Origin of the sequence: Parabacteroides sp. HGS0025, assembly GCF_000969845.1 — a bacterium.
In the GTDB taxonomy this organism is placed as follows: Bacteria; Bacteroidota; Bacteroidia; order Bacteroidales; family Tannerellaceae; genus Parabacteroides; species Parabacteroides gordonii.
In genome coordinates this window covers 1,108,813-1,130,364 of record NZ_KQ033902.1, presented here as the reverse complement: position 1 = coordinate 1,130,364, position 21,552 = coordinate 1,108,813, and the positions used below count along the sequence as shown (strand labels likewise).

Genomic DNA, 21,552 nt, shown 5'->3' with positions numbered 1-21,552 from the left:
TTTTAATTATTGATACGGATTCTTCACCAATTTGGGATTATTATTGATCCAACCCAAATCAAGGAAGTTGTAATAGTTCTGCATTCTAAAATAACGTGCATTCGGGGACATAAATAAAAAGTCTTCTATGAATACCCACTTTCCGTCATTCGGGTCACCCGGTGCAACTACACGATAAGGCCACAAACGACGATGACGGGCCTGTTCATCATTGTTATTGCCATTCCAGACTTTATCCGCCAAACGCCAGCGTTTCATATCCCAATAACGGTGATCCTCAAAAGCAAATTCAACCCGGTTCTCGTGCACGATATTATCGAATGTTACTTTTGTCAAAGGTTGTACACCGGCTCTTTCACGTACGGCATTTATATAACCTTCGGTTTTGCCATTATTCAATTCAAACGATGCTTCTGCTGCAATCATATATGCTTCCGCTACACGAAAACGAGGCATCCACATCTCAGAACCACGTCCACGAGTTCCGGCAGACGGAGTTTCATCCAAATACTTACGTACATAAAAGCCCGTTTTATTGATATACTGTTCGTTCGATTCTTTAGGACCGTTCATAGCAGTCAACAGATTCCCCTGCCCATCCTTTGAATCCAAATCACCTGTTAAAAACTCCCAATTTCCATTATTCTGAACCAACTGTCCGGCTTGAAGAATTACAGGTATGCTCTTAAATTCTGCACCCGGATAAATAATAGTTCCCCACAAACGCGGATCACGGTCTTTGAAAGGCTCATCAGCCGTATTATAAAATTTGTATGTTCCATTTTCCATCGTTTGTACCAAGCTCTTTTGCCCGGGAGTCTGAGTATTGATCAATTCATAATCCTCCACCAAATTTAATACAGCCCCCAAATAACTATTATCAATATCCTCTGCATGAGACTTTGGAGCATTGTTAGTAGTAAAGCCATGTGTTTGTCCCGGGTATTTATAATCGCGTGCCCAAATAACTTCCGTATTATTGTCTTTTACACAAACTGCTTCATAAAAATTCTTGCCTCTATCATCAGGGCGCTTATTCTGCAGCTCATACGGACTGTTATTAATTACATCTTCTGCAGCAGCCAAAGCCATCTGATAATAACCAGATGCCTTATCAGCCGGGATACCGACCTCGCCACCATCCGTACGGATCGGTTGCGCCATTTTATTATTATAATTGGCAATAGATGCCGCATACAAAGCCGCACGGGCTTCCAACATTCTGGCTGCCCATTTATTGGCACGAGCCGAGTTGATTTGCTTATCGGCCGGAAGCATCGAATAAACAGCCTGACATTCAGAGATGACATAATCGTACGTAGCAGCTTCTGTTGAACGGGGATACTGCATAGTCGTAACATCCATGCCCGGTTGATAATCGAAAATCTCGTCCCCTACTATCGGCATGCCTCCCAAACTACGACACACATTAAAATAATACCATGCCCGCAAAAAACGAGCTTCTCCTTCCAACGGAGTTTTTTCATCAGTAGTCAAAGCAGTCGTTTCACGAACTCCCTTTAAAAACTGATTGATATCACGAACGAGTGTATAATCGTACACACGCCAACGATCATCTTCAAAAGTAGAACGATGATCCGGTCCACCATTACAAAAAGCAGCTTCATCCAAAACCGTCATTGCCCCCCAATCAGCAACATGTTGTCCCCATGTTACCCGGCCATAATAATTTGCCAAAACAGATTTAATCATAACCGCATCGGCAAATATCTGATCGTTCGTCATAATCCGATCCGGTTCACGATCCAGAAAATCACTACAAGCAGTTATCGATAACATGCAAGCAACGATTGCCGCCATTATATATTTCTTCTTCATACCACTTAAAATTTAAGGTTTACACCAATATTTATAATTCGCGTCGTCGGATATGCCAATCCATTCCCCTCAGAGGTTTCAGGATCAATGCCAGGAGCATTCGTTAATGTAAACAAGTTTGTTCCGGCGACATAAAAACGTAAATCCGAAATCAATGCTTTTTCCACAATATGTTTCGGTAACGTATATCCTAACTCCAAATTTCGTAGCTTGACATAACGCACATTCTTTTTCCAGAAAGTACTGTTCCAATAATTACTATGCGAACTATTACCGATCAACAACATCGGATATTTTCCTGGTATTAATTCACTGTCAGCATCCCAAATATCAGCCAAGTGCCATGTATCCTCCATATAATACTGCGGGTTATTACCTCCGTCATGGAATGGGTTACGCTGTTCCCAATCCTGATACCAAGAAGCCATAGCTCCACCGGTCAAATCAAATGCCAGGTCAAAACCTTTCCAACCAAAAGCAAAATTCAAACCGAAGTTCAATACCGGAGTAGCTCCTTCTCTATAACCAACCGGACGTTCATCCATACTATTGATTACACCATCACCATTCACATCTTTATATTTTATATCACCCGGACGAAGCGTTTTATTACCCTGACGGTCATTATCGATTGGATAAGTAGCGATTTCTTCCCAGCTTTGGAACTGTCCGATAGCTTCCAATCCCCAGTTTACATATCCAAAACGATGGTTGATTGAATTACGATACACATCCCAAGAGTTGGAGAAACGAGGTTTATACTGCTCCCAATCATAAAAACGAGAATAAGTGATATTACCACCAATAGAGTAAGTGAAATCTTCCACACGGTCTGACCAACGTACAGCAGCATCATACCCCATATGTACATCTGAGTTCAGATTTTCTTTCGGCAAACTGAATCCTACTTCCGATGGTAACAAAACATCATAACGGGAAGCTGGTAACCCATCACGCTGACGACGGAAAAAATCAAACTGTCCGGTCAAACGATTATCCAGAAAAGCAACATCAAGGCCAATGTCCAGTATTTTTACTTTCAACCAGGAAATTGTCGTTACCGGCAGACCACGAGGAACAGAACCTATTGTATAAACACCATCGATGACAGAGCCTCCGTTCTTATAATTATAACCACTCATATAGTCAAAAGGACGATATAAATCTCTATTAGGGTCACCCGATGTCTCCATATCATCTCCCACCATACCATAAGAACCACGAATCTTCAAATCACTGAAAATATTCGCTAACTTACTTTCTTTCCAAAAAACTTCTTCAGATATCCTCCAACCAACAGAAGCTGAAGGGAAAAATCCCCAACGCTGATTAGGCGGGAATTTCCAAGAACCATCATAACGGGCAGAAAACTCAACCAAGTATTTGTTTGCATAATCATAATTTCCACGAAACATCCAGCCTAAACGAGCCTGTGTTTCATTCCCATAATCATCATAGGTATCCATTGTCGGATAATCAATCAAGTGTAAAGAATTTGCAGTAGGTACGGAATGCAACCAGGAATGTGGAGTATCACGTTTGATCGCTTCAAAACCAACAATTGCTGCAACAGAATGATCTCCGAATTTCTTATTATAAGATAATTGAATATTCGAGCTTAATTCTTCCTCATGTCCAACTTCACGTTCTCTCCACGGATTGGTATTCTCAAACATTACGGGATACGTGTCTGTTGCTTCGTCATAACTATACAATTTATACGTATACTCCTGGTTATTCTTTACATGGTAGTTCAAAAAATAACCAACCATTGCTTTAGCTTTTAAACCATCCCAAATATCATATTCTGCCGTAGCCTGTAACTGGGCCACACGCCAGGTTTCCTGAAATTCTCCGGACAAATCATAATTCAACCATGCAAAATTCGTAGCTGCATTTGAAGAGGTCATTGTTGGGTAATTTGGATTATCATTTGCATAGGGACGTTTGGTCGGTAAATTCCGATAAGTTCCAAAACGTGGCATCCAATAATCATCAACTTCAGGAACACCCGGATTCTTTATATCTTCTATACGCCCATTCATTGTTGCCCCAACTTTCAGACGATTATTAATTTGTGCATCAATACTCATCTGCACATTCGTACGCTTAAATCCACCATAATTTACAATCATGGCATCTTGATTCAAATGACCGACAGATAAATAATAATTAATTTTGTCTGATCCCCCGGATATATTAGCATTCAGATAATATTGCGGATTAGTTTCCCAAATAAAATCATACCAGTCAAAAGGAACATATCCTTTTTCTTTGCCTGCTAACCATTTTTGATAAACCTCTTTACTATATGTATAATCTGTCTTTCCCTGAACAGTCTCGGACTGAACATAATTAGTAAGATAAGTAGCTGCATCCGCTGGTTTTGGGAAAGTTGAAGGGTTCTGCCAACCGTAATAAGCATTCAAAGAAACCGTATTTTTAGTATTCCTTTTACCCTTCTTGGTCGTAACGACAATAACACCATTTGCCGCACGTACTCCATAAATAGCAGCAGAAGCATCTTTCAATACGGAAATACTCTCGATATCGTTAAAATCGATATTATTGAATTGCTTTGAATCAGACTGAATACCATCGATTACATACAACGGATTACCCATATTACGAATCTGAATGCTGGTCGTTGCTCCCGGACGTCCGTCTGTCTGACGGGTATTCAAACCGGCAATCTTACCGACCAATGCCCCGGAAGCTGTAGAAGCAACAGAGCGGCTGATATCTTCAGAACCGACTTGTGTGATAGCTCCTGTCAACGTAGCTTTCTTTTGGGCTAAACCGAAACCGGTAACCACGACTTCCTCCAACGCTTGAGAATCTTCACGCAACGTCACACTGACCACCGATTTCCCTTTTACCGGGACCGTCTGAGTGACGTATCCTATATATGAGATTTCCAATACGGCATCAGGAGAGACATGTAAGGTAAATGTACCGTCCAGGTCGGTAATAATACCGTTCGTCGTTCCTTTCTCTACAACATTTGCCCCGATAACAGGTTCCCCCAAAGGATCGAGCACGGTACCCTTCACCACTTTTTGTTGTTGCTGTGGTTGAGGAGTCGAAGGTACTATAGATTTAACCGTATTACCTTTTTCACTTTCCGGTACTAATACAATCTGGTCGTTTGAGATTTCAAAAGTCATCCCCGTAGAATCAAGAATATTAGCCAGCACATCTTTTACTGATTTATTATCAGCATTTACACTTACACGATGTGACAAATCAACTTTATTCTCATCATAAAAAAATGAATAACCGCTTACCTCTTCGATCTGATTAAGCACTTCACTTAATGATGCATTTTCTAAATGAAGAGATATAGAACGAAGCTGCATCTTTGCTTCGATCATTCCAGGGTAACTAACCCATAATAAAAAAACAGTTAACAAAAGTGGCATTCTCCATTTTAAAATACCACTGGTACTAAAGAACTTTCGTTTCTTCATAACTTTTTAAGATTTAATAATTTACTAATCACTTATTCAATGCTAAAAAATTGTATTTCTCTTGTGTTCTATTCCATAGGCATTACGATTTTAATTGTTACTACTTATTTGTTATTCTCACTGCATTGTTTTCATCGAAGCTGTATTGTATCGGATTTATCCTGGCAATCAACCGAAGTACCTCTTCTAATGATTCGTGTTTGATCGAAAACGTATATGCCTGGTCAGTCGGAACCTGGGGATCCAACACAATCTTCACACCATACCATTTCGATAAATATTCGGTTAACTCACGGATTGATTTTCTTTCAAAACGAATAGATTCATGAGCCCAAATGGAAGAGAAAGCGACATCAAATCGTTCTGTTCGGATACTGGGCTTATTTTTAAGACAGACTGCAACATCCCCGGGTGTAAGCATTTGAGATGCTCCTGCATTTTCAACAAGGATCGATCCGGACAACAGGCTTACATTTACATTCTTGTCATTCTCTCTCGCTTCCACATTAAAAACCGTACCATACACTTTTACAGCTACTCCCCCTCCATTAACGACAAAGAGACGCTCCGAATCTTTTGCTACTTCAAAATAAGCTTCACCTTTCAAAAACACATTACGTTTTTTGGACCATAAAGAAGTCGAATATTCAAGCGTAGATTCTGCATTCAACCAGACCTTCGTTCCATCAGGTAAAATCACTTTCGATTTACCGTTTAATGAAGAATAAGTCAAAACAGCAGAACTGGTTTGATACCATTCACTGATCACATAACTTGTTGCAGAAAATAATAAAAGCAGAAAAACAGAAGCAACTCCCAACAACCAACGAAAAGAAGACAAGGACATCTTTACTATTTTAGGTTCCTTTTCTTTTATACAAAGTTCCATCCTCTTCCATAAAGCATCGACCTCCGAAACGTAATTTGTACCTTCCGCCATAAGAGACAACCATACGGATTGCAATTCAAGAAACAGGGTATGATTCGCTTTGTCTGCAAACCACACCTCCAGTTCAGTCTGCTCCTCAGCCGAAATCTCATGCTTGAATCTCCGTATAATTAAATCCCATGGTATGTTTCTATCCATTTTTGCTCTATATTATACAGCGTGAGACTCAAAAAAGGCCGGCATCCCCTAAAACAAAATGATTTTTTTTCACTTTTTGTGTAGAGACATAACAGACAGCAACATTACTATGCTAGTTATCCTAACACTACTATGCTATTCCAACCAACACTACTGTATCACCTCTACCAGCACTATAGTGCTGGCTATGTTAGTCTCATGTCTTGTGTCTATTCTGATTTTGGTACAGATCTCCTGCTATATTTCACCGCAACTCCTCCCCGTTCGGCTTTTTTACGTATCTTAAAAGAATTATTATCGACTTTTCCTGTAATAAATTCAGGTATATTATAAGATTTCATCAAGAGATCGTAATAACCGGTATCCTTTTGAGGAAGTACAAAAGGCTTGGCAATAACACCGGTTTCAGCTACATAAGCCAAAAAAGGACGCGTATATAAGCCATCCATACGCCGGCTGCTAAATACAATCCAACGGCTATTTGACGACCAGGAATGATAACTCTCAGTATCATCACTATTTACAGCGTCCGGATAAAAACTTCTCTTTGTTCGTAAATCGATCATATACAAATCGGCATCTTTATGCCAAACAGGGAAAGTTCCGTAAGCGGACAACGTGCAAAGCATAAACTTGCCATCAGGAGAAACACGTGGAAATGAAACGCTCTTCCCATCGGTGCAGGCATTATAAAGAGTATCTGCTGTATTTCCGAAGGTTCCTGTTTCCGGATCAAAGGATAAATAACATAAACTATATGAAAGTTTTCTTATTGAATCGGGCATGGGACAAGCCGGAGCACTACAATAAAACAATGTCTTACCGTCTGGAGAAAATGTAGGAAACGTTTCGAAATTATTTCTAGAAGTAGTTAAGGGAGTTGATAAGATTGTATGTTTCTCTATATCGTAAACAACCACATCGGAAGCTGTATCATATACTTCCGTACGTTGAGTCGGATGCAAATCCTGGGTTGTTTTATTCACGGAAAAAGCAATATATTTGCCGGAAGGATGCCAGTAAGGGTATACCAATGCAGAAATCGTTTCTTCAACTTTTGTTTCCAAAAATTCAATCTCTCCTTCATCGATCAAGACTGTCCCGCCCATTTTGGCCCTCATATGGAAAAGCATTTTATCCGGACTATACTGACAAAACGAATGGCAATTCACACAATTATAATTCGTTATCTTATTTTCATAGACAGAAGTTTCTTCATACGATTCCAAATTCCGCTGGAAGATTCCCATTTTGTTCCATAATGAATATCCGGGATCTATCAAACGATAAGCGAGATAAGGATCTACCGCTTCTTTCGTCACATACATCGAAAAAGGGGAATAGGCAATCCATTTGTCTTGTTCTTTTTTTGCAATCGTTATCTCTATTGAATCGCCTTTAGCTTGGATCAGTAAGTCTTTCCACTTCTTTTCGGGAATACAAACTTCTCCATTTCTTCCTTCTACTTGAAACTCTTCGTCTCCATATCTGAACAAGGCAAGAATAGGCTGGCCTGAGGATTGAACAGAGAAATTTAACGGAGCTATATTATAAGGGATTGTCACATTTACATAATCCGGAAATATAGTAGGTAAACTTTCCATATTACCTGATATTTGTCTATCTTTTGCACAAGCCCAGAAAAAAAACAATAGAATAATAAAATAGAACTGTTTCATCTCACCATTATTTATTTTTTAAATACCAAGTAAAACCAATATGTATCTCCAAAAGAAGCAGCCATTACATCCCGATAGTTTAGATAGCCGCGCTTGTCATTCATGTCTTGGTTGAATGCTCCATACCTCTGTTCCACTTTCAGACCTACTCCCTTCTGTGCCCACACGGCCGGCTGATCTTGAAACAAAGCTACAATTGCCTCCTGATGGCTAATAGACAAAGATGGCCAAACCTCTGTGTGATAATATTTTTCATATAAAGCATTAAACTTTTTCAGTGTTTTACCCAATATATGATATCCCAATAAATATTGAAAAGCGATCTGGTTATTCGGGTTATTTACAGCCAGTTGTTCCAACGTTTTCAATATCGTAGAAGAAACGGCATATGTGCCTTTTCCTATCAAAGCCTTTCTTTTTCCTCCCAGCAATACATCTTCATTCACTAACTTATCATTATACAAATATTTTCGTTGTTCATTAGCCCATTGGCGATAAAACAAAGTACGTTCCAAGATATTAATATATTTTTCTGCTACCGGATAAGCGCCAAATATCAGATTAGTTTGTACTAAACGTTTTAGGAAATAAGAACTTCCGGTTATCGATGATACATATCCTTCAAATGCAAATTTCTGTGCCGAAGCAATATCTCCTACATGAAAACAGATTTCAGTCAATACGATTGCACAAGGTAAAGAGCTGTCCCAATTTGGTAATAAACAGTCTTTACTAAATTGAGGATAATGAAATAGTTTATCCCCTAGCTCACCTTTACTGGCCAATGCCAGATTTAAAACATTTATCGTTTGCAGATTTGCCTTTTCTGCTGAAAACATAGCTATTATTTTATCCCATTGCTCAGTTTTCAAATAATAATCTTGCTTCATATTCTCTTGCCACACCGGCTTTCTTTGGCTTTGCATCCAAAACAAGAAGAGTAAAATCGGAAGTAACTGACAGGCGACAACTACAAAGTCTTTCACTCCCGATAAATTGTTTTTCTTTCTCAAGTAACCGATTAAAACGATACAGACAGGAAAAGCAATCCATGAATAATAGATCGTTCCGGTAGTCAAAAGCGGTTCGTAATAAAAATCCGGTAATAAAATCATCCGGTATTCTCCTTGCCAAGCCAGATAAACAGACAAATAAAATAGGAAAATCAATTCCGACAATATCAAGAATATATAATACCAATACATTTTACGATATAGGAGTTCCCAAAGAAGTATACTCATTCCCAATAAAAACACAACTGATCCTGCCATTCCCAATAAAACCGGTAACAAAAGACAACCTATGAGAAACCGGAACCTAAAATCCTGTACATTTATATACAAAAGAAAAAAAACGAGCATTAAGAGGTAAGACACCGTACCTTGCAATCGATAATTTATGTCCAGGTGTAAAGGTAGAAGTGATAAAACAGGCAATAAAGAAATCAAATAAGAAAAATTAGTCGGAGCAATTTGCCTGCAAATTCGTTGCATCAACAACCCCACTATTAATAATAAAAAAGTCGTAATCAATGCACCGACATACGGTAATCTATAAAACTGAGAAAGAAAACCAGATAGATAAAAAGCGAATCCACCAGGTTGACCTGACGTATCCCAAAAATAGTCCCATGTGAATGGAAATATTTGCAATTGTTCTATATAATAGAAATAGAACTGGTAGTTATACTGCAAAAAAAAGAATAAACTACAGCATACAATTCCCCAAACAGTAATATCTTTATATTTCATAATAATATTCGTTAGCTTAAATCTTTATTATTAATAAAGACTCAAAACCAACGAATACCCCTTAAACAAGGGGGATAAATTTATTCGGTCATAGGGGACAAAGTAATCCTAAGGCGTACTACTCCTGTCGGATAAGACTAATCCTCCTAAAAAATAATTTTTACCACAGATATGAGTACGAGTCTCCCAGATAAACCCTGATCTTCTTAAGTGCGATCGTTATCTGCCCCTCTACTGTCTTTTCCGAGATGTGAAGCAGCTGTGCTATTTCCTTATTAGTAAGATTCTCTTCACGGCTTTTCTTAAATATCTCCCTGCATTTCTCAGGCAAAAGACATACTGCTTCTTCTATCAAACGGTACAGTTCCTGCAATTCCAAGTCTGTATTATAGTCTTGTCCTATTTCCAGAGAAGAAACATCCTCTAAATAAACAGGGATTTTTTTATCACGGATATAGGTAAAAGCCTTATTGCGAGCTGCCTGAAAGAGATAAGCCTTTAACGTTAACTTTATCTCAAAATGTTTACGATTTTCCCATATATAGGTAAAGATATCCAAAACTAACTCCTGTGATTTTTCCCGGTCATGGATATAATAGGTAATGAAACGCTCCAATGAATCAGTATACTGATAAAACAAATGCTTAAAAGCAATTTGGTCACCCTGCTTTATCAGTTTCAGCAATAATATATCGTCGTTGTTACTGCTCATCCCTAAATTCATTGATTGTTTTTACAGGTTTCAAAGATACATAAAGATTCAATCTTTCCTTAACAAAAGATTCTTTTATTTAATATTTACGCTTTAAAACGTAATATTTGTTCCTAAAGACGTTCCAATAGAAAATAAAAAAGTCTCATAAACTTATAGCTTATAAGACTTTTTATATTCAAATTGTGATTCCGGAGCGATTCGAACGCTCGACCCACGCCTTAGAAGGGCGTTGCTCTATCCAGCTGAGCTACGGAACCATCCTTATTTGCGGTGCAAAGGTAGTATTATTATTTTAATCTGCAAACCTTAAAGCCTTTTTTTTCATTAGAAGGGATAACCTACTGCAAAATGCCAGGCAAAATTACCTTTCAGATTCGGATCCAGGACAGCCCAACGCTTTTTCCCACGCATCTGAGGATCATATGCTTTCATACCCGTATCAAAACGCAGGAGGAAAAAGTCGAAATCGAGACGTAACCCCAAACCATACGATACTGCGATCTCTTTATAAAAACGGGCAAAGTCAAAATTAGCATTCTCACGGTCTTTATCCTTATGCATTGTCCAGATATTTCCCGCATCCACATAAGCTGCCATTTCAAACTTCCAGAACATCTTTGTCCGATATTCCACATTCAGATCCAAACGGATATCCCCCACCTGATCGGCAAATGTGCCTTCCGAACCGATCTGCATACTTCCCGGTCCCAACGAACGGACAGACCATCCTCGGACACTGTTTGCCCCTCCTGAAAAGTAACTGCGTTCAAACGGCAACATCTTGGCATTACCATAAGGGTAACCCACTCCTACTCCCGCATGAAATGCCAGTTTATTCCGGCTGTCCAACACGATACTTTTACTAAAGTCGATGTCTCCCTTTACAAATTGGGCATAATTGATTCCAAACAAACGATACAAACCTGCTTTATCTTTATCCGCATGTGATAATTTGGATATTGCATAAAGCATATTACCTGCCATTTCAAACGAAACACGTAAGGAATGAGTATTCCTCAAACGGTTCTGGGGATTATAATTAGAGAATGAATAAGTATATCCGGAACCGACTACAAACTGATCGGTGAAATTATAAAGTTTCATCGACTCAGGTAGATCCGCCTCAAAATCAGCATCTATCTTTGGCAAATGCACGTAATCTATATCCAGTAATTTGAATGTATGCCGTGCCTGCATATTTGAACGATCCTGCCAAATGTAACTCCATCCGCCGGAAAGAATGGCACGACGGTATTCGGGACGCGTCTGAATGCCATAACTCACTTTGAATTCAGTAGATGCACGAATCTTCCGTTTAAAATTATCACTTACGAAAGGAAACAGGAAGCGCGGAAACAAAATAGAAGACTCCGCCCCCAACTCCCAGTAACTGCTCCCGTCCGATTGCGAAGACAAAGCCTCATAAGCCCCCCGCACCTTGGCTGAAAACACTTCCGACCCTTTGAACAGATTCCTGTGCTGATAGTTCAAACTGGAGGCAAAGCCGAAATCACCGGCCGAGTTCGTCCCTTCCAGGTCGACACCAAACCCTTGCAACTTGGCAGGAGAAGTCAGGATAGTGCAATTCAGCTTCATGGTATCCCCTTCCTCCACTTCCGAAAAGCGTATATTTACATTTCGCAATGCACGAAGAGCAGCAAAAGAAGAATAGGTTTGCTCTACAGCACGCTCATTAAACAAACGTCCCGGAGTAATGTAAGTACTCTTCGATAAAATACTCGGCCGGATACTTTTCCCGTTCTTTCCATATAATATCTGCAAATCACCAACTTTTATCGTATCCGACGAAGCCAGCGTTAAATCGCTCTGTACCTGATTCAGCGGATCATAATCCGTTACGATGGTTACATCCTTTATATAAAACTGACGGTGCAACGTATCGATTACCGAACCGTCCGGCTTAAGCTGACGATAAGGTTTCAATACCATATCCAGATCCACAATATTCCGATTATAAGAGCTGTCTGCCAGATAAGCCAGATAGTCGCGGTTAAAAGCATAATATCCCCTTCGACGAAGCAATGTCGTGATCCGCTGACGTTCCTTATCCAATATATCCCTGTCAAACAAAGCACTGTCTTTTATCAGAGAATTATAATCTTCCGGAGAAACACGGAAAGCCGATGATACGGCAGAACGGCGGGGTGCCTTCAAATGAGCGATACTGTCGATCTTCGGATCATCCAGATTCATTGTATAATCATGTATCCGGTAAGGCTCATTGGAGTTAATCCGGTAAGTAACAATTGCCTTCTTCTGCCTGGATGTATCCAATACAGCAGACACTTCGGCATTCACATAGCCTTTGTTGATAAAGAAACGCCGCAACTCATCCGTCGATTGGTCTACCAACGTAGTATCGAGGATAACAGGAGGTTCGCCAATACGGCGAAGCTGTTTACTAAGCCATCGTTTCTCGTTTCGTCCCGACCAGTCGTAGACGAAAAGCTGCCATTTCATCAGTCCGAACACCTTAAAGTTGGGTTGCTGCCTGAGATAAGGCTTCAACTCATTCGCTTTATAGGATTTATTATCGGAGACGATTACCACTTTATCCAGCAGATATTCTCCGTCACCGACATATTTCGTCGTACTGCAGGCGGCCAGCACCCAAACAAGGCATAGGAAATATAGTATATGGAGGATTCCCTTCATCATTCAACCTTTTACGATCGCAAATGTAGCTGAATTTAAATAAAATCCTGTACTTTTGCTTTGTAAAAAGAGTAAAGATGCTGAGTAAGTCTAAAGTAAAACAGATCCGTTCGCTGGAATTAAAGAAGTTTCGTAACGAGTTGAATGCATTTGTGGCAGAGGGAAATAAACTGGTTGCCGACATGTTGCACGCATTCGAATGTGACCTGCTGATCGCCAAACCATCCTGGATGGCAACACAGGGAGACATTCCGGCCAAAGAATTATTGGAAGCCGACGATGAAGATATCCGCAAAGCCAGTTTCCTAAAAAACCCGCAGGATGTGCTTGCCGTCTTTAAACGCCCCGCCTGGACGCTGGAAGAAGCAGACCCGGCAAAGCAACTGATCATTGCCCTCGACGGGATACAAGACCCCGGCAACCTCGGTACGATCATACGCCTGGCCGATTGGTTCGGAATCGAACATATCGTATGCAGCCAGGATACGGCAGACGTATTCAGCCCTAAGACCGTGCAGGCCACTATGGGAGCCCTGGTTCACGTAAAAGTACATTATACGGATCTACCGGCTTACCTGCAGGCACAAGCCGGGAAGAAAATACCATTATACGGCACCTTCCTCGACGGAGAAAATATGTACACGAAAGAATTATCCGAGACAGGCATTATCATCATGGGAAATGAAGGAAACGGTATCCGTCCGGATATAGAAGCGCTTGTCAATGAGAAATTGTATATCCCCAACTATCCACAGGAACGGGAGACATCAGAGTCGCTGAATGTGGCAATCGCCACTGCCGTTATCTGTGCCGAGTTCAGACGTCGCGGGGGTAAAGCCGGTTAACCGGTATACTGATACCGGAGTCCCCTTTGTTACCGTATCAGCAGCAGAAATCCATTGAGCCGGGACGAAACCTTCCCCGGCCGGAAAGACTATATCCGCCGGAACCGGTATCAACGTTCCATCATAAAATTCAGTGCCGGCTATCTCCTGCTCCAAAGGATATACACCGATAAAGCATCCTTCCGCATCCAACTCCAGGTAATGCATACGATACCATTTCCGCCAGTATATATAATGTGAAGCTATCCGGCGCATACAAGATTTATTTTACTGAATCTTTGCCCGCTATATTGACAGAATCCTTAGCGATACCCGGAAGTCGTCCGTAGTTGTAACGCATCAGGTTCAGGCTATCCACATAGACCTTGAAATAAGAAGTCGAGTCATCTTTTCCATCCAGACGGATAAAACCATAGATACTCTTAACCTGTTTGGTCGGCAACGTACGTAAAGTCGTTTCGTGATAGCCGTCTTTCAATATTTTATCATTAACGGTAATGACCGTATCGCCCTGATTAGCACTCAGACGGATTTCCGGACGGTTCTTCATACTGTCATTCAATCCCCAGACACGCAATCCCAGGACAAAGGAACTACCGGAAGGATAATTCGTCTCCGGCTTGATATCGATCGTTACTCCGTTAAACAGAGCTTTCGGCTCAAAGGTGAGATAAGTCAGGCGCGGCCAGATATCTACCGAGTCCTGCTTGGAAACAGGGGCGGCGCTAGCCTGCACATCGCCCAACGCTTTTTGGCGTTCATTCAGTTCCGCCAGTACCAGATCGTACACCTGCATATAGATATCCAGGTTGCGTCCATACCAAACCAGGGAACTATCATAAACAGCCTGTTCTATTTTATGCTTACGGAACACAGCCTGATAAAGCGCCTCCTTCTGTGCATCATCACTGTACGCCTTATAATCCGTATTGATCACCGCCTCTGCCAACTGCATATCGATCAATACAGCCTTCATCTCCTTTTCGGAGAGAATACCGTCAGGAACCTTACTGCATGAAAACAGCAAAGCAGCACCAAACAAAACGACGCCATATCTGCGCAAACTATTCCGCATTTATTTCTTTTCCTTTTCTTTCGAGAGACTGTCCGACAAGGTATGCCGGTAAAAAATCAGCAACAGAAAAACACCTACACAGATCGCAGAATCTGCCAGGTTGAAGATCGGACGGAAGAAGACAAACTCCTCTCCTCCCCAGATCGGGAACCAATCGGGAAACTCCGTCTGGATTAACGGGAAGTAGAACATATCCACCACCTTACCATGCAGCCAGGTAGCATACCCGCCATCGGCAGGCATAAAAGTAGCCAGCTGGCCATAGCTATGATCAAATACGACCCCGTAAAATATTGAATCAATTATATTACCGATAGCTCCTGCAAAAATCAACGCGACACACGCTATAAAGCCAAATTTGTACTTCTCCTTCACGAGCTTATACAGGTAGTACCCGATAAAGCCAACCGCAACGATACGGAATACAGATAAGAACAGTTTACCAATCACCTCGATCCCGAAAGCCATTCCCGGATTTTCAGTAAAGTACAGATAGAACCACGGAGTGATCTCTATACTTTCGTGCAACTGCATATGTGTCTTGATCCAAATTTTAAGAGCCTGGTCAAGAAGAAGGAGCAGCATTACAATCAACACTGCTCCCCAGCCTTTGGAAAATTTCATTTATCTTTTGCCTCCTTGTTTTGCTTCGATACTCAAAGTTGCATGAGGTACGGCACGTAATCTTTCTTTCGGGATCAGCTTGCCTGTTTCACGGCAAACGCCGTAAGTTTTGTTTTCGATACGGATCAGAGCCGCCTGCAAGTTCTGGATGAACTTCATCTGGCGTTGTGCCAGACGTCCGGCCTCTTCCTTCGATAAAGTAGCAGCACCCTCTTCCAACACTTTAAAAGTCGGAGACGTATCAGCCACATCATTCCCATCAGAGTTGGTCACACCTGACCGCAGCAAATCGTAATCCTTCTTCGCCTTATCCAACTTCTCTAAAATTATGGCGCGGAACTCCTCGAGTTCTGCATCCGAATATCTTGTCTTTTCTGCCATGGTTCAATAATTTTAGGTTCAACATTCATAATATAACATCAGGCGATCCAAAGTCGCAGTCCAAATATACGACAATATTTATATGCGGCAAGGGACGCCTTTCTTTTTTAATAAAAAATCATTCTTTCTCGATACGAACCGACAGATTGAAGTCTTCAAAATCAAGCACGGTGGCATCGCTTATCGCATGATCTGTTATTTCAACAGATACAGCCAGCACCTGGTTTGCAATATATTCATTATATTCTTTAATCGCTTCATCCATTTCGTCGGAAGAAAGAACCGTAACAGTGATCTTATCGGTTATATCAAACCCATTGCTCTTACGCAGGTTCTGGATACGGTTCACCAGTTCGCGGGCCAATCCTTCCTTACGCAATTCTTCTGTTACCGTGATATCCAATGCAACAGTCAGGCGGCCTTCGTTGGCAACCAGCCATCCCGGGATATCTTCCGAAATGATTTCCACATCCGCCCGTTCGATAGTCGCTTCCTGTCCTTCCACATTCAGCGTGAATGTACCGGCAGCTTCAAAAGCCATGATATCTTCCTGGTTCATGCCCTGGATAGCGGCAGCCAGGCTCTTCATAATCTTACCGTAACGCGGGCCTAACTTCTTGAAGTCCGGCTTGATACGTTTCACCAGAATACCGGCGGCGTTATCGACAAACTTCAGATCCTTCACATTCACTTCGTTCAGGATCAGGTTCTTCACCGCTTCGATGCTTTCCTGCTGGTGGGCATCCACAACCGGCACCATGATCGTTTGCAGCGGCTGACGCACCTTGATATTTACTTTACGACGCAGAGCCAATACCATAGAAGAAACATCCTGTGCCATCTTCATACGTTCTTCGAGATCTTTGTCGATCAATGCTTCATCATATTTCGGGAAGTCCGACAGGTGTACGGACTCTACCGTTTCACGTCCGGTAACGGCAATCAGGTCGCAGAACAGCTGATCCCCGTAGAACGGAGCGATCGGCGACATCAATTTGGCTACAGTTTCCAGACAAGTATATAAAGTCTGATAAGCAGACAACTTATCGGTCGTCATGCCCCCACCCCAGAAACGGCGGCGGTTCAGGCGTACATACCAGTTACTCAGGTTATCGTTTACGAATTCGGAGATAGCACGTCCGGCGCGTGTCGGCTCGTATGTCTCATAATATCCGTCCACATCCTTCACCAGTGTATTCAGCAACGACAAGATCCAGCGGTCGATTTCCGGACGCTCGTTCAATGCCACATCCGGCTGCGAGTAATCGAAGCCGTCTACATTTGCATACAGGGCAAAGAAAGAATAGGTATTATATAATGTACCGAAGAACTTACGGCGTACTTCGTCCATACCTTCGATATCGAATTTGATATTATCCCAAGGTGATGCATTCGTAATCATATACCAACGCAACGGGTCGGAACCATACTGTTCGATCGTTGAGAACGGATCGACGGCATTTCCCAGACGTTTGGACATCTTGTTACCGTTCTTATCCAGCACCAGACCGTTGGAAACAACCGCTTTGTAAGCCACGCTGTCGAACACCATCGTTGCCAGCGCATGCAGGGTAAAGAACCATCCGCGAGTCTGGTCTACCCCTTCGGCGATAAAGTCGGCCGGATAAACCGTACGGTTATCCAGTACTTCCTTATTCTCAAACGGATAATGGATCTGAGCATACGGCATCGCACCCGAGTCGAACCAAACGTCGATCAGGTCTGTCTCACGTTTCATCGGCTTACCGCTTTCAGAAACAAGGATCACCTCATCCACATACGGACGGTGCAAGTCTATCTTCTCGTAATTATCCTTATTGTATTCACCCGGATTGAAGCCATTCACCTTATAAGGATTGCTTTCCATAAATCCGGCCTTAACAGCTTTCTCTATTTCGTTGTACAGTTCTTCCACCGAACCGATACATATTTCTTCCGTTCCGTCTTCCGTACGCCAGATAGGTAACGGGGTACCCCAATAACGGCTACGGCTCAGGTTCCAGTCCTGCAGGTTTTCCAACCATTTACCGAAACGGCCCGTACCGGTACTCTGTGGCTTCCAGTTGATCGTATTGTTCAGTTCGATCATACGGTCGCGGCAAGCAGTAGTACGGATAAACCAGCTATCCAGCGGATAATATAATACCGGTTTGTCGGTACGCCAGCAGTGCGGGTAGTTGTGTACATGCTTTTCGATACGGAACACGCGGTTCTGCACCTTCAGCATCATACATATCTCGATATCCAATGTTTCGTCTTTGTCGGTCTTTTCCGGATCGTACGCATTCTTTACGAACTTACCCTGCCACGGATCGTAATCGGCAGCGTTCATATGAGCCTGTACATACTCCGGATCCAGATCTTCCAGCAGATAGAACTTACCGGTCATATCCACCATCGGACGTCTGTTGCCATCCTTGTCGATCATCATCAACGGCGGGACACCGGCAACCTTAGCCACACGGTCGTCATCCGCACCGAAAGTCGGGGCGATATGTACGATACCCGTACCGTCTTCAGTAGTCACAAAGTCACCATTGATTACCCGGAAAGCACCTTCGCCCGGGTTTACCCACGGGATCAGCTGTTCGTAATGCATACCTGCCAGTTCCGAACCTTTCCACTCGCCGACAACCTTAAACGGGATCAGCTTATCACCTATCTTGTAATCAGATAACTCCAGATCGGCAGCTTTCGGATTGAAATGTGCCCCCATCAAATCCTTCGCCAGTACGACCGTCATTGGCATACCGGTGTACGGGTTGTAGGTCTGAACAGCCACATACGTGATGTTCGGCCCCATACAAAGAGCTGTATTTGAAGGCAATGTCCACGGAGTAGTCGTCCAGGCCAGGAAGAACGGGTCACCGAACTGTGCCATTTCGGGCTTCGGATCGAGGATATGGAATTGAGCCGTACAGGTCGTATCCTTCACGTCGCGGTAGCAACCCGGCTGGTTCAACTCATGCGAGCTCAAACCTGTTCCGGCTGCCGGCGAATACGGTTGGATCGTATATCCCTTGTACAGCAAACCTTTCTTATATAATTCTTTCAGCAGATACCACAGCGTTTCGATGTAACGGTTATCGTAGGTGATATACGGATTTTCCATATCTACCCAATAACCCATTTTGTCGGTGAGGTCTTCCCATTCTTTGGTAAACTTCATCACATCGCGTCGGCAAGCTGCATTATAGTCAGCGACAGAAATCTTCTTGCCGATATCTTCCTTGGTTATACCCATGGATTTCTCCACACCCAACTCAACCGGCAGGCCGTGCGTATCCCATCCCGCCTTACGGTTGACCAGGAATCCTTTCATGGTCTTGTAACGGCAGAAAATGTCCTTAATCGAACGGGCAATAACGTGGTGAATACCCGGCATACCATTTGCAGAAGGCGGTCCTTCGTAAAATACAAATGAGGGGTATCCTTCGCGGATTTCAAGACTCTTGTGGAAGATGTCTCCATCCTGCCACTTCTTCAGCACCTCTTTATTGACATTCGATAAGTCAAACTTAGAATATTCGGCAAATTTCTTACTCATTTCGCGTTATATTTATCTTTCTTCTAAAAATGCCGCAAAGTTAGTGATTTAATTCTAATTAGGCAATAAAGAAATTCGCAGAACCTGATTGGATTTTACAAAGCTAAGTAATCTCCTTTTCAAAAAAATATAACTATCTTTGACCGCATAATAAGGTAACTGCTATGAAATCGACAAATGAATACTTGACACTATTACGGCAATATATGGATTCCCATGCCGGTAAATATGGTATTGTCCGCATGGGGATTTTCGGCAGTGTTGCCCGTGGCGAGCAAACAGAAAATAGCGATGTGGATATTTGTTTTGAAGCCCCTGCTCCCAATCTTCTCACATTAGCCCGTATCAAATTTGAACTTGAAGCTTTGCTAGGATCCAAGGTCGATCTGGTAAGATTGCGTGATCGTATGGATGAGTATCTGAAACGAAATATCGAAAAGGAAGCTTTGTATGTTTGACAAAAACAGGATAGTATTAATTCATTCGTGTATAATTGATCTTTTCCAGACTAAATTAGGAGAAAGATCAGGAATAATATTTATCTTTGCATTGGATTTATAAACTATAAATAATTATTACGATGGCCAAACCGATTAAAGAGACTCCGATCTTATTTGGAGAAGATGCAAAGCGTTTTAATCAATCCATTAAGGATGTGAAACCTGCTTCTGACGATGAAAAAAGACGTATAAAGGAAGCTTACGAGAATATAAAGAAAATAGCAACCTTTATGATGTGAATATGAATAATCATACAATCAGTAAAAAGGATTACTTTAAACACTCGATCGTATCTCTGGTAAAAGCTTTACAGCTATTCTATTACTGAATGGAAATAAAATAACATTCAGTTAGGCTATGTTACTGCTTTATTGTAACTTTGTAATATCCGTAAACTGATAAAATAAGACTTGCATTATGACAACGATAGAACTTGAAGCCAGCAAAGTAGAATTGGTTCGTGAAATATTAAACATCGATAATAGCGAAACCATCGGAAAACTTAGAAAATATCTAAGTAAGCTCCGGAACAACAAACAGGAGACAAGCCCTTGTGAATACACTCTTGAAGAAGTTCGCCAGCGATTGTCCATTACGGGTAAAGACGCTATTGCCGGAATAGGTATCAGCGGAGAAGAGATGGAACAGCGAATGAAAAATATAATATGATGGATATAATATGGCATCCATTCGCAGCAAACGACTTCGACCAGATTATATTTTATTATCGGGATACTTTTGGTACTAAAACAGCACAAAAAGTCCGTGATACGCTTCATCACGATATATATCATTTGCTCAGTTCGCATCCCCTCCTAGGATTTTGTGAAACCAGCCTGGAAAATATTGATCAACTCACCTATCGTTCGCTAGTCTCCGGTCACATTAAAATAATTTATACCATTCACGATAAATATCTATATATTCATATGCTTTGGGATTGCCGACGTAACCCGGAACTTCTTCAAAGCGAAATAAAAGGCCGTAAGTAATATACAACTCATGATTTCTAAGTCAACGAGGCATTTTTTCGTTATAAACAGTTGTTTATTTAATCGTATCCACTATCTTTGCAGTATTACAGAAAGTGCAGAAGCTATAGCGTTAGGTTCTGTTCTGTAGAAATATTTAGAATAAGGCATTTTAAAATATTATCTCAGTTCCTTGTAAACATCCAATATATGCACAACTGAGATAGTAGCAACAAAATGCCCATGTTATTTGTATATATGTAATTATATATGATATGACGTGGGCTGTTGCTTACTATCAGTGTGCAAGGGAGGGATACCCACAAGGGCTGAGATGTAGCAATAGCGCCACGTTTTTTTATGTCTTTTTCAAGCTATACTTTTTACAGCCC

At 41.6% G+C, this 21,552-nt stretch carries 17 protein-coding genes and 1 tRNA gene; 5 read left to right on the top strand and 13 right to left on the bottom strand.

The window, feature by feature from the left end:
- Nucleotides 1–6: 6 nt before the first annotated feature.
- The 8 genes from HMPREF1212_RS04000 to HMPREF1212_RS03965 all read right to left on the bottom strand — a co-directional run bounded on the left by HMPREF1212_RS04000 (nucleotide 7) and on the right by HMPREF1212_RS03965 (nucleotide 13,220).
- Nucleotides 7–1,839: a RagB/SusD family nutrient uptake outer membrane protein gene (locus HMPREF1212_RS04000; protein ID WP_046148509.1), complete on the bottom strand. Its 1,833-nt coding sequence runs from the start codon at nucleotides 1,837–1,839 to the stop codon at nucleotides 7–9.
- 5 nt (nucleotides 1,840–1,844) lie between these two features.
- Complete coding sequence (locus HMPREF1212_RS03995) at nucleotides 1,845–5,309, bottom strand: TonB-dependent receptor (RefSeq protein ID WP_046148508.1); 3,465 nt, start codon at nucleotides 5,307–5,309, stop codon at nucleotides 1,845–1,847.
- A 100-nt stretch (nucleotides 5,310–5,409) separates the two neighbouring features.
- Complete coding sequence (locus HMPREF1212_RS03990) at nucleotides 5,410–6,396, bottom strand: FecR family protein (protein WP_046148507.1); 987 nt, start codon at nucleotides 6,394–6,396, stop codon at nucleotides 5,410–5,412.
- A gap of 209 nt (nucleotides 6,397–6,605) precedes the next feature.
- On the bottom strand, nucleotides 6,606–8,075 hold the full coding sequence (locus HMPREF1212_RS03985; protein ID WP_046148506.1) for a TolB family protein: 1,470 nt from the start codon (nucleotides 8,073–8,075) through the stop codon (nucleotides 6,606–6,608).
- Between the two features lie 11 nt (nucleotides 8,076–8,086).
- Nucleotides 8,087–9,826: a DUF6057 family protein gene (locus HMPREF1212_RS03980; protein ID WP_046148505.1), complete on the bottom strand. Its 1,740-nt coding sequence runs from the start codon at nucleotides 9,824–9,826 to the stop codon at nucleotides 8,087–8,089.
- A gap of 160 nt (nucleotides 9,827–9,986) precedes the next feature.
- Nucleotides 9,987–10,538: an RNA polymerase sigma-70 factor gene (locus tag HMPREF1212_RS03975; RefSeq protein WP_046148504.1), complete on the bottom strand. Its 552-nt coding sequence runs from the start codon at nucleotides 10,536–10,538 to the stop codon at nucleotides 9,987–9,989.
- A 186-nt stretch (nucleotides 10,539–10,724) separates the two neighbouring features.
- Nucleotides 10,725–10,798: transfer RNA gene (locus HMPREF1212_RS03970), tRNA-Arg, on the bottom strand.
- A gap of 67 nt (nucleotides 10,799–10,865) precedes the next feature.
- Nucleotides 10,866–13,220, bottom strand: coding sequence for a translocation and assembly module lipoprotein TamL (locus HMPREF1212_RS03965; RefSeq protein WP_028726192.1), 2,355 nt, complete (start codon nucleotides 13,218–13,220; stop codon nucleotides 10,866–10,868).
- 74 nt (nucleotides 13,221–13,294) lie between these two features.
- On the opposite strand from HMPREF1212_RS03965, the gene HMPREF1212_RS03960 reads away from it, so the two are divergent.
- Nucleotides 13,295–14,062, top strand: coding sequence for an RNA methyltransferase (locus HMPREF1212_RS03960; protein WP_046148503.1), 768 nt, complete (start codon nucleotides 13,295–13,297; stop codon nucleotides 14,060–14,062).
- Here HMPREF1212_RS03960 and HMPREF1212_RS26540 read toward each other — a convergent pair.
- From HMPREF1212_RS26540 to ileS, 5 genes are all read right to left on the bottom strand, one after another.
- Complete coding sequence (locus tag HMPREF1212_RS26540; protein ID WP_082099816.1) at nucleotides 13,985–14,317, bottom strand: hypothetical protein; 333 nt, start codon at nucleotides 14,315–14,317, stop codon at nucleotides 13,985–13,987. The two genes, HMPREF1212_RS03960 and HMPREF1212_RS26540, sit on opposite strands and share 78 nt — an antisense overlap.
- A 7-nt stretch (nucleotides 14,318–14,324) precedes the next feature.
- The gene (locus tag HMPREF1212_RS03955; protein WP_046148502.1) at nucleotides 14,325–15,137 is read right to left on the bottom strand and encodes a DUF4296 domain-containing protein; all 813 of its coding nucleotides are present in this window, start codon (nucleotides 15,135–15,137) and stop codon (nucleotides 14,325–14,327) included.
- A complete protein-coding gene (locus HMPREF1212_RS03950; protein WP_028726188.1) occupies nucleotides 15,138–15,761 on the bottom strand; it encodes a lipoprotein signal peptidase in 624 nt (207 codons plus the stop codon).
- Nucleotides 15,762–16,142 (bottom strand): TraR/DksA family transcriptional regulator, encoded by a 381-nt coding sequence (locus HMPREF1212_RS03945; RefSeq protein ID WP_028726187.1) that lies wholly within the window; start codon nucleotides 16,140–16,142, stop codon nucleotides 15,762–15,764.
- Between the two features lie 118 nt (nucleotides 16,143–16,260).
- Nucleotides 16,261–19,689, bottom strand: coding sequence for an isoleucine--tRNA ligase (ileS, locus tag HMPREF1212_RS03940; RefSeq protein WP_046148501.1), 3,429 nt, complete (start codon nucleotides 19,687–19,689; stop codon nucleotides 16,261–16,263).
- A gap of 164 nt (nucleotides 19,690–19,853) precedes the next feature.
- Here ileS and HMPREF1212_RS03935 point away from each other — a divergent pair, with 164 nt between their 5' ends.
- From HMPREF1212_RS03935 to HMPREF1212_RS03925, 4 genes are all read left to right on the top strand, one after another.
- Nucleotides 19,854–20,147 (top strand): nucleotidyltransferase family protein, encoded by a 294-nt coding sequence (locus HMPREF1212_RS03935; RefSeq protein ID WP_028726185.1) that lies wholly within the window; start codon nucleotides 19,854–19,856, stop codon nucleotides 20,145–20,147.
- A 122-nt stretch (nucleotides 20,148–20,269) separates the two neighbouring features.
- Nucleotides 20,270–20,428 carry a hypothetical protein gene (locus tag HMPREF1212_RS27090; RefSeq protein ID WP_181988922.1) on the top strand — a complete coding sequence of 53 codons (159 nt, stop codon included), beginning with the start codon at nucleotides 20,270–20,272 and terminating at the stop codon, nucleotides 20,426–20,428.
- 178 nt (nucleotides 20,429–20,606) lie between these two features.
- Nucleotides 20,607–20,858, top strand: coding sequence for a hypothetical protein (locus tag HMPREF1212_RS03930; RefSeq protein ID WP_046148500.1), 252 nt, complete (start codon nucleotides 20,607–20,609; stop codon nucleotides 20,856–20,858).
- Nucleotides 20,855–21,181, top strand: a complete 327-nt coding sequence (locus HMPREF1212_RS03925; protein ID WP_052724912.1) for a type II toxin-antitoxin system RelE/ParE family toxin — start codon at nucleotides 20,855–20,857, stop codon at nucleotides 21,179–21,181. Before HMPREF1212_RS03930 ends, HMPREF1212_RS03925 begins: the two co-directional genes overlap by 4 nt.
- Nucleotides 21,182–21,552: the final 371 nt, after the last annotated feature.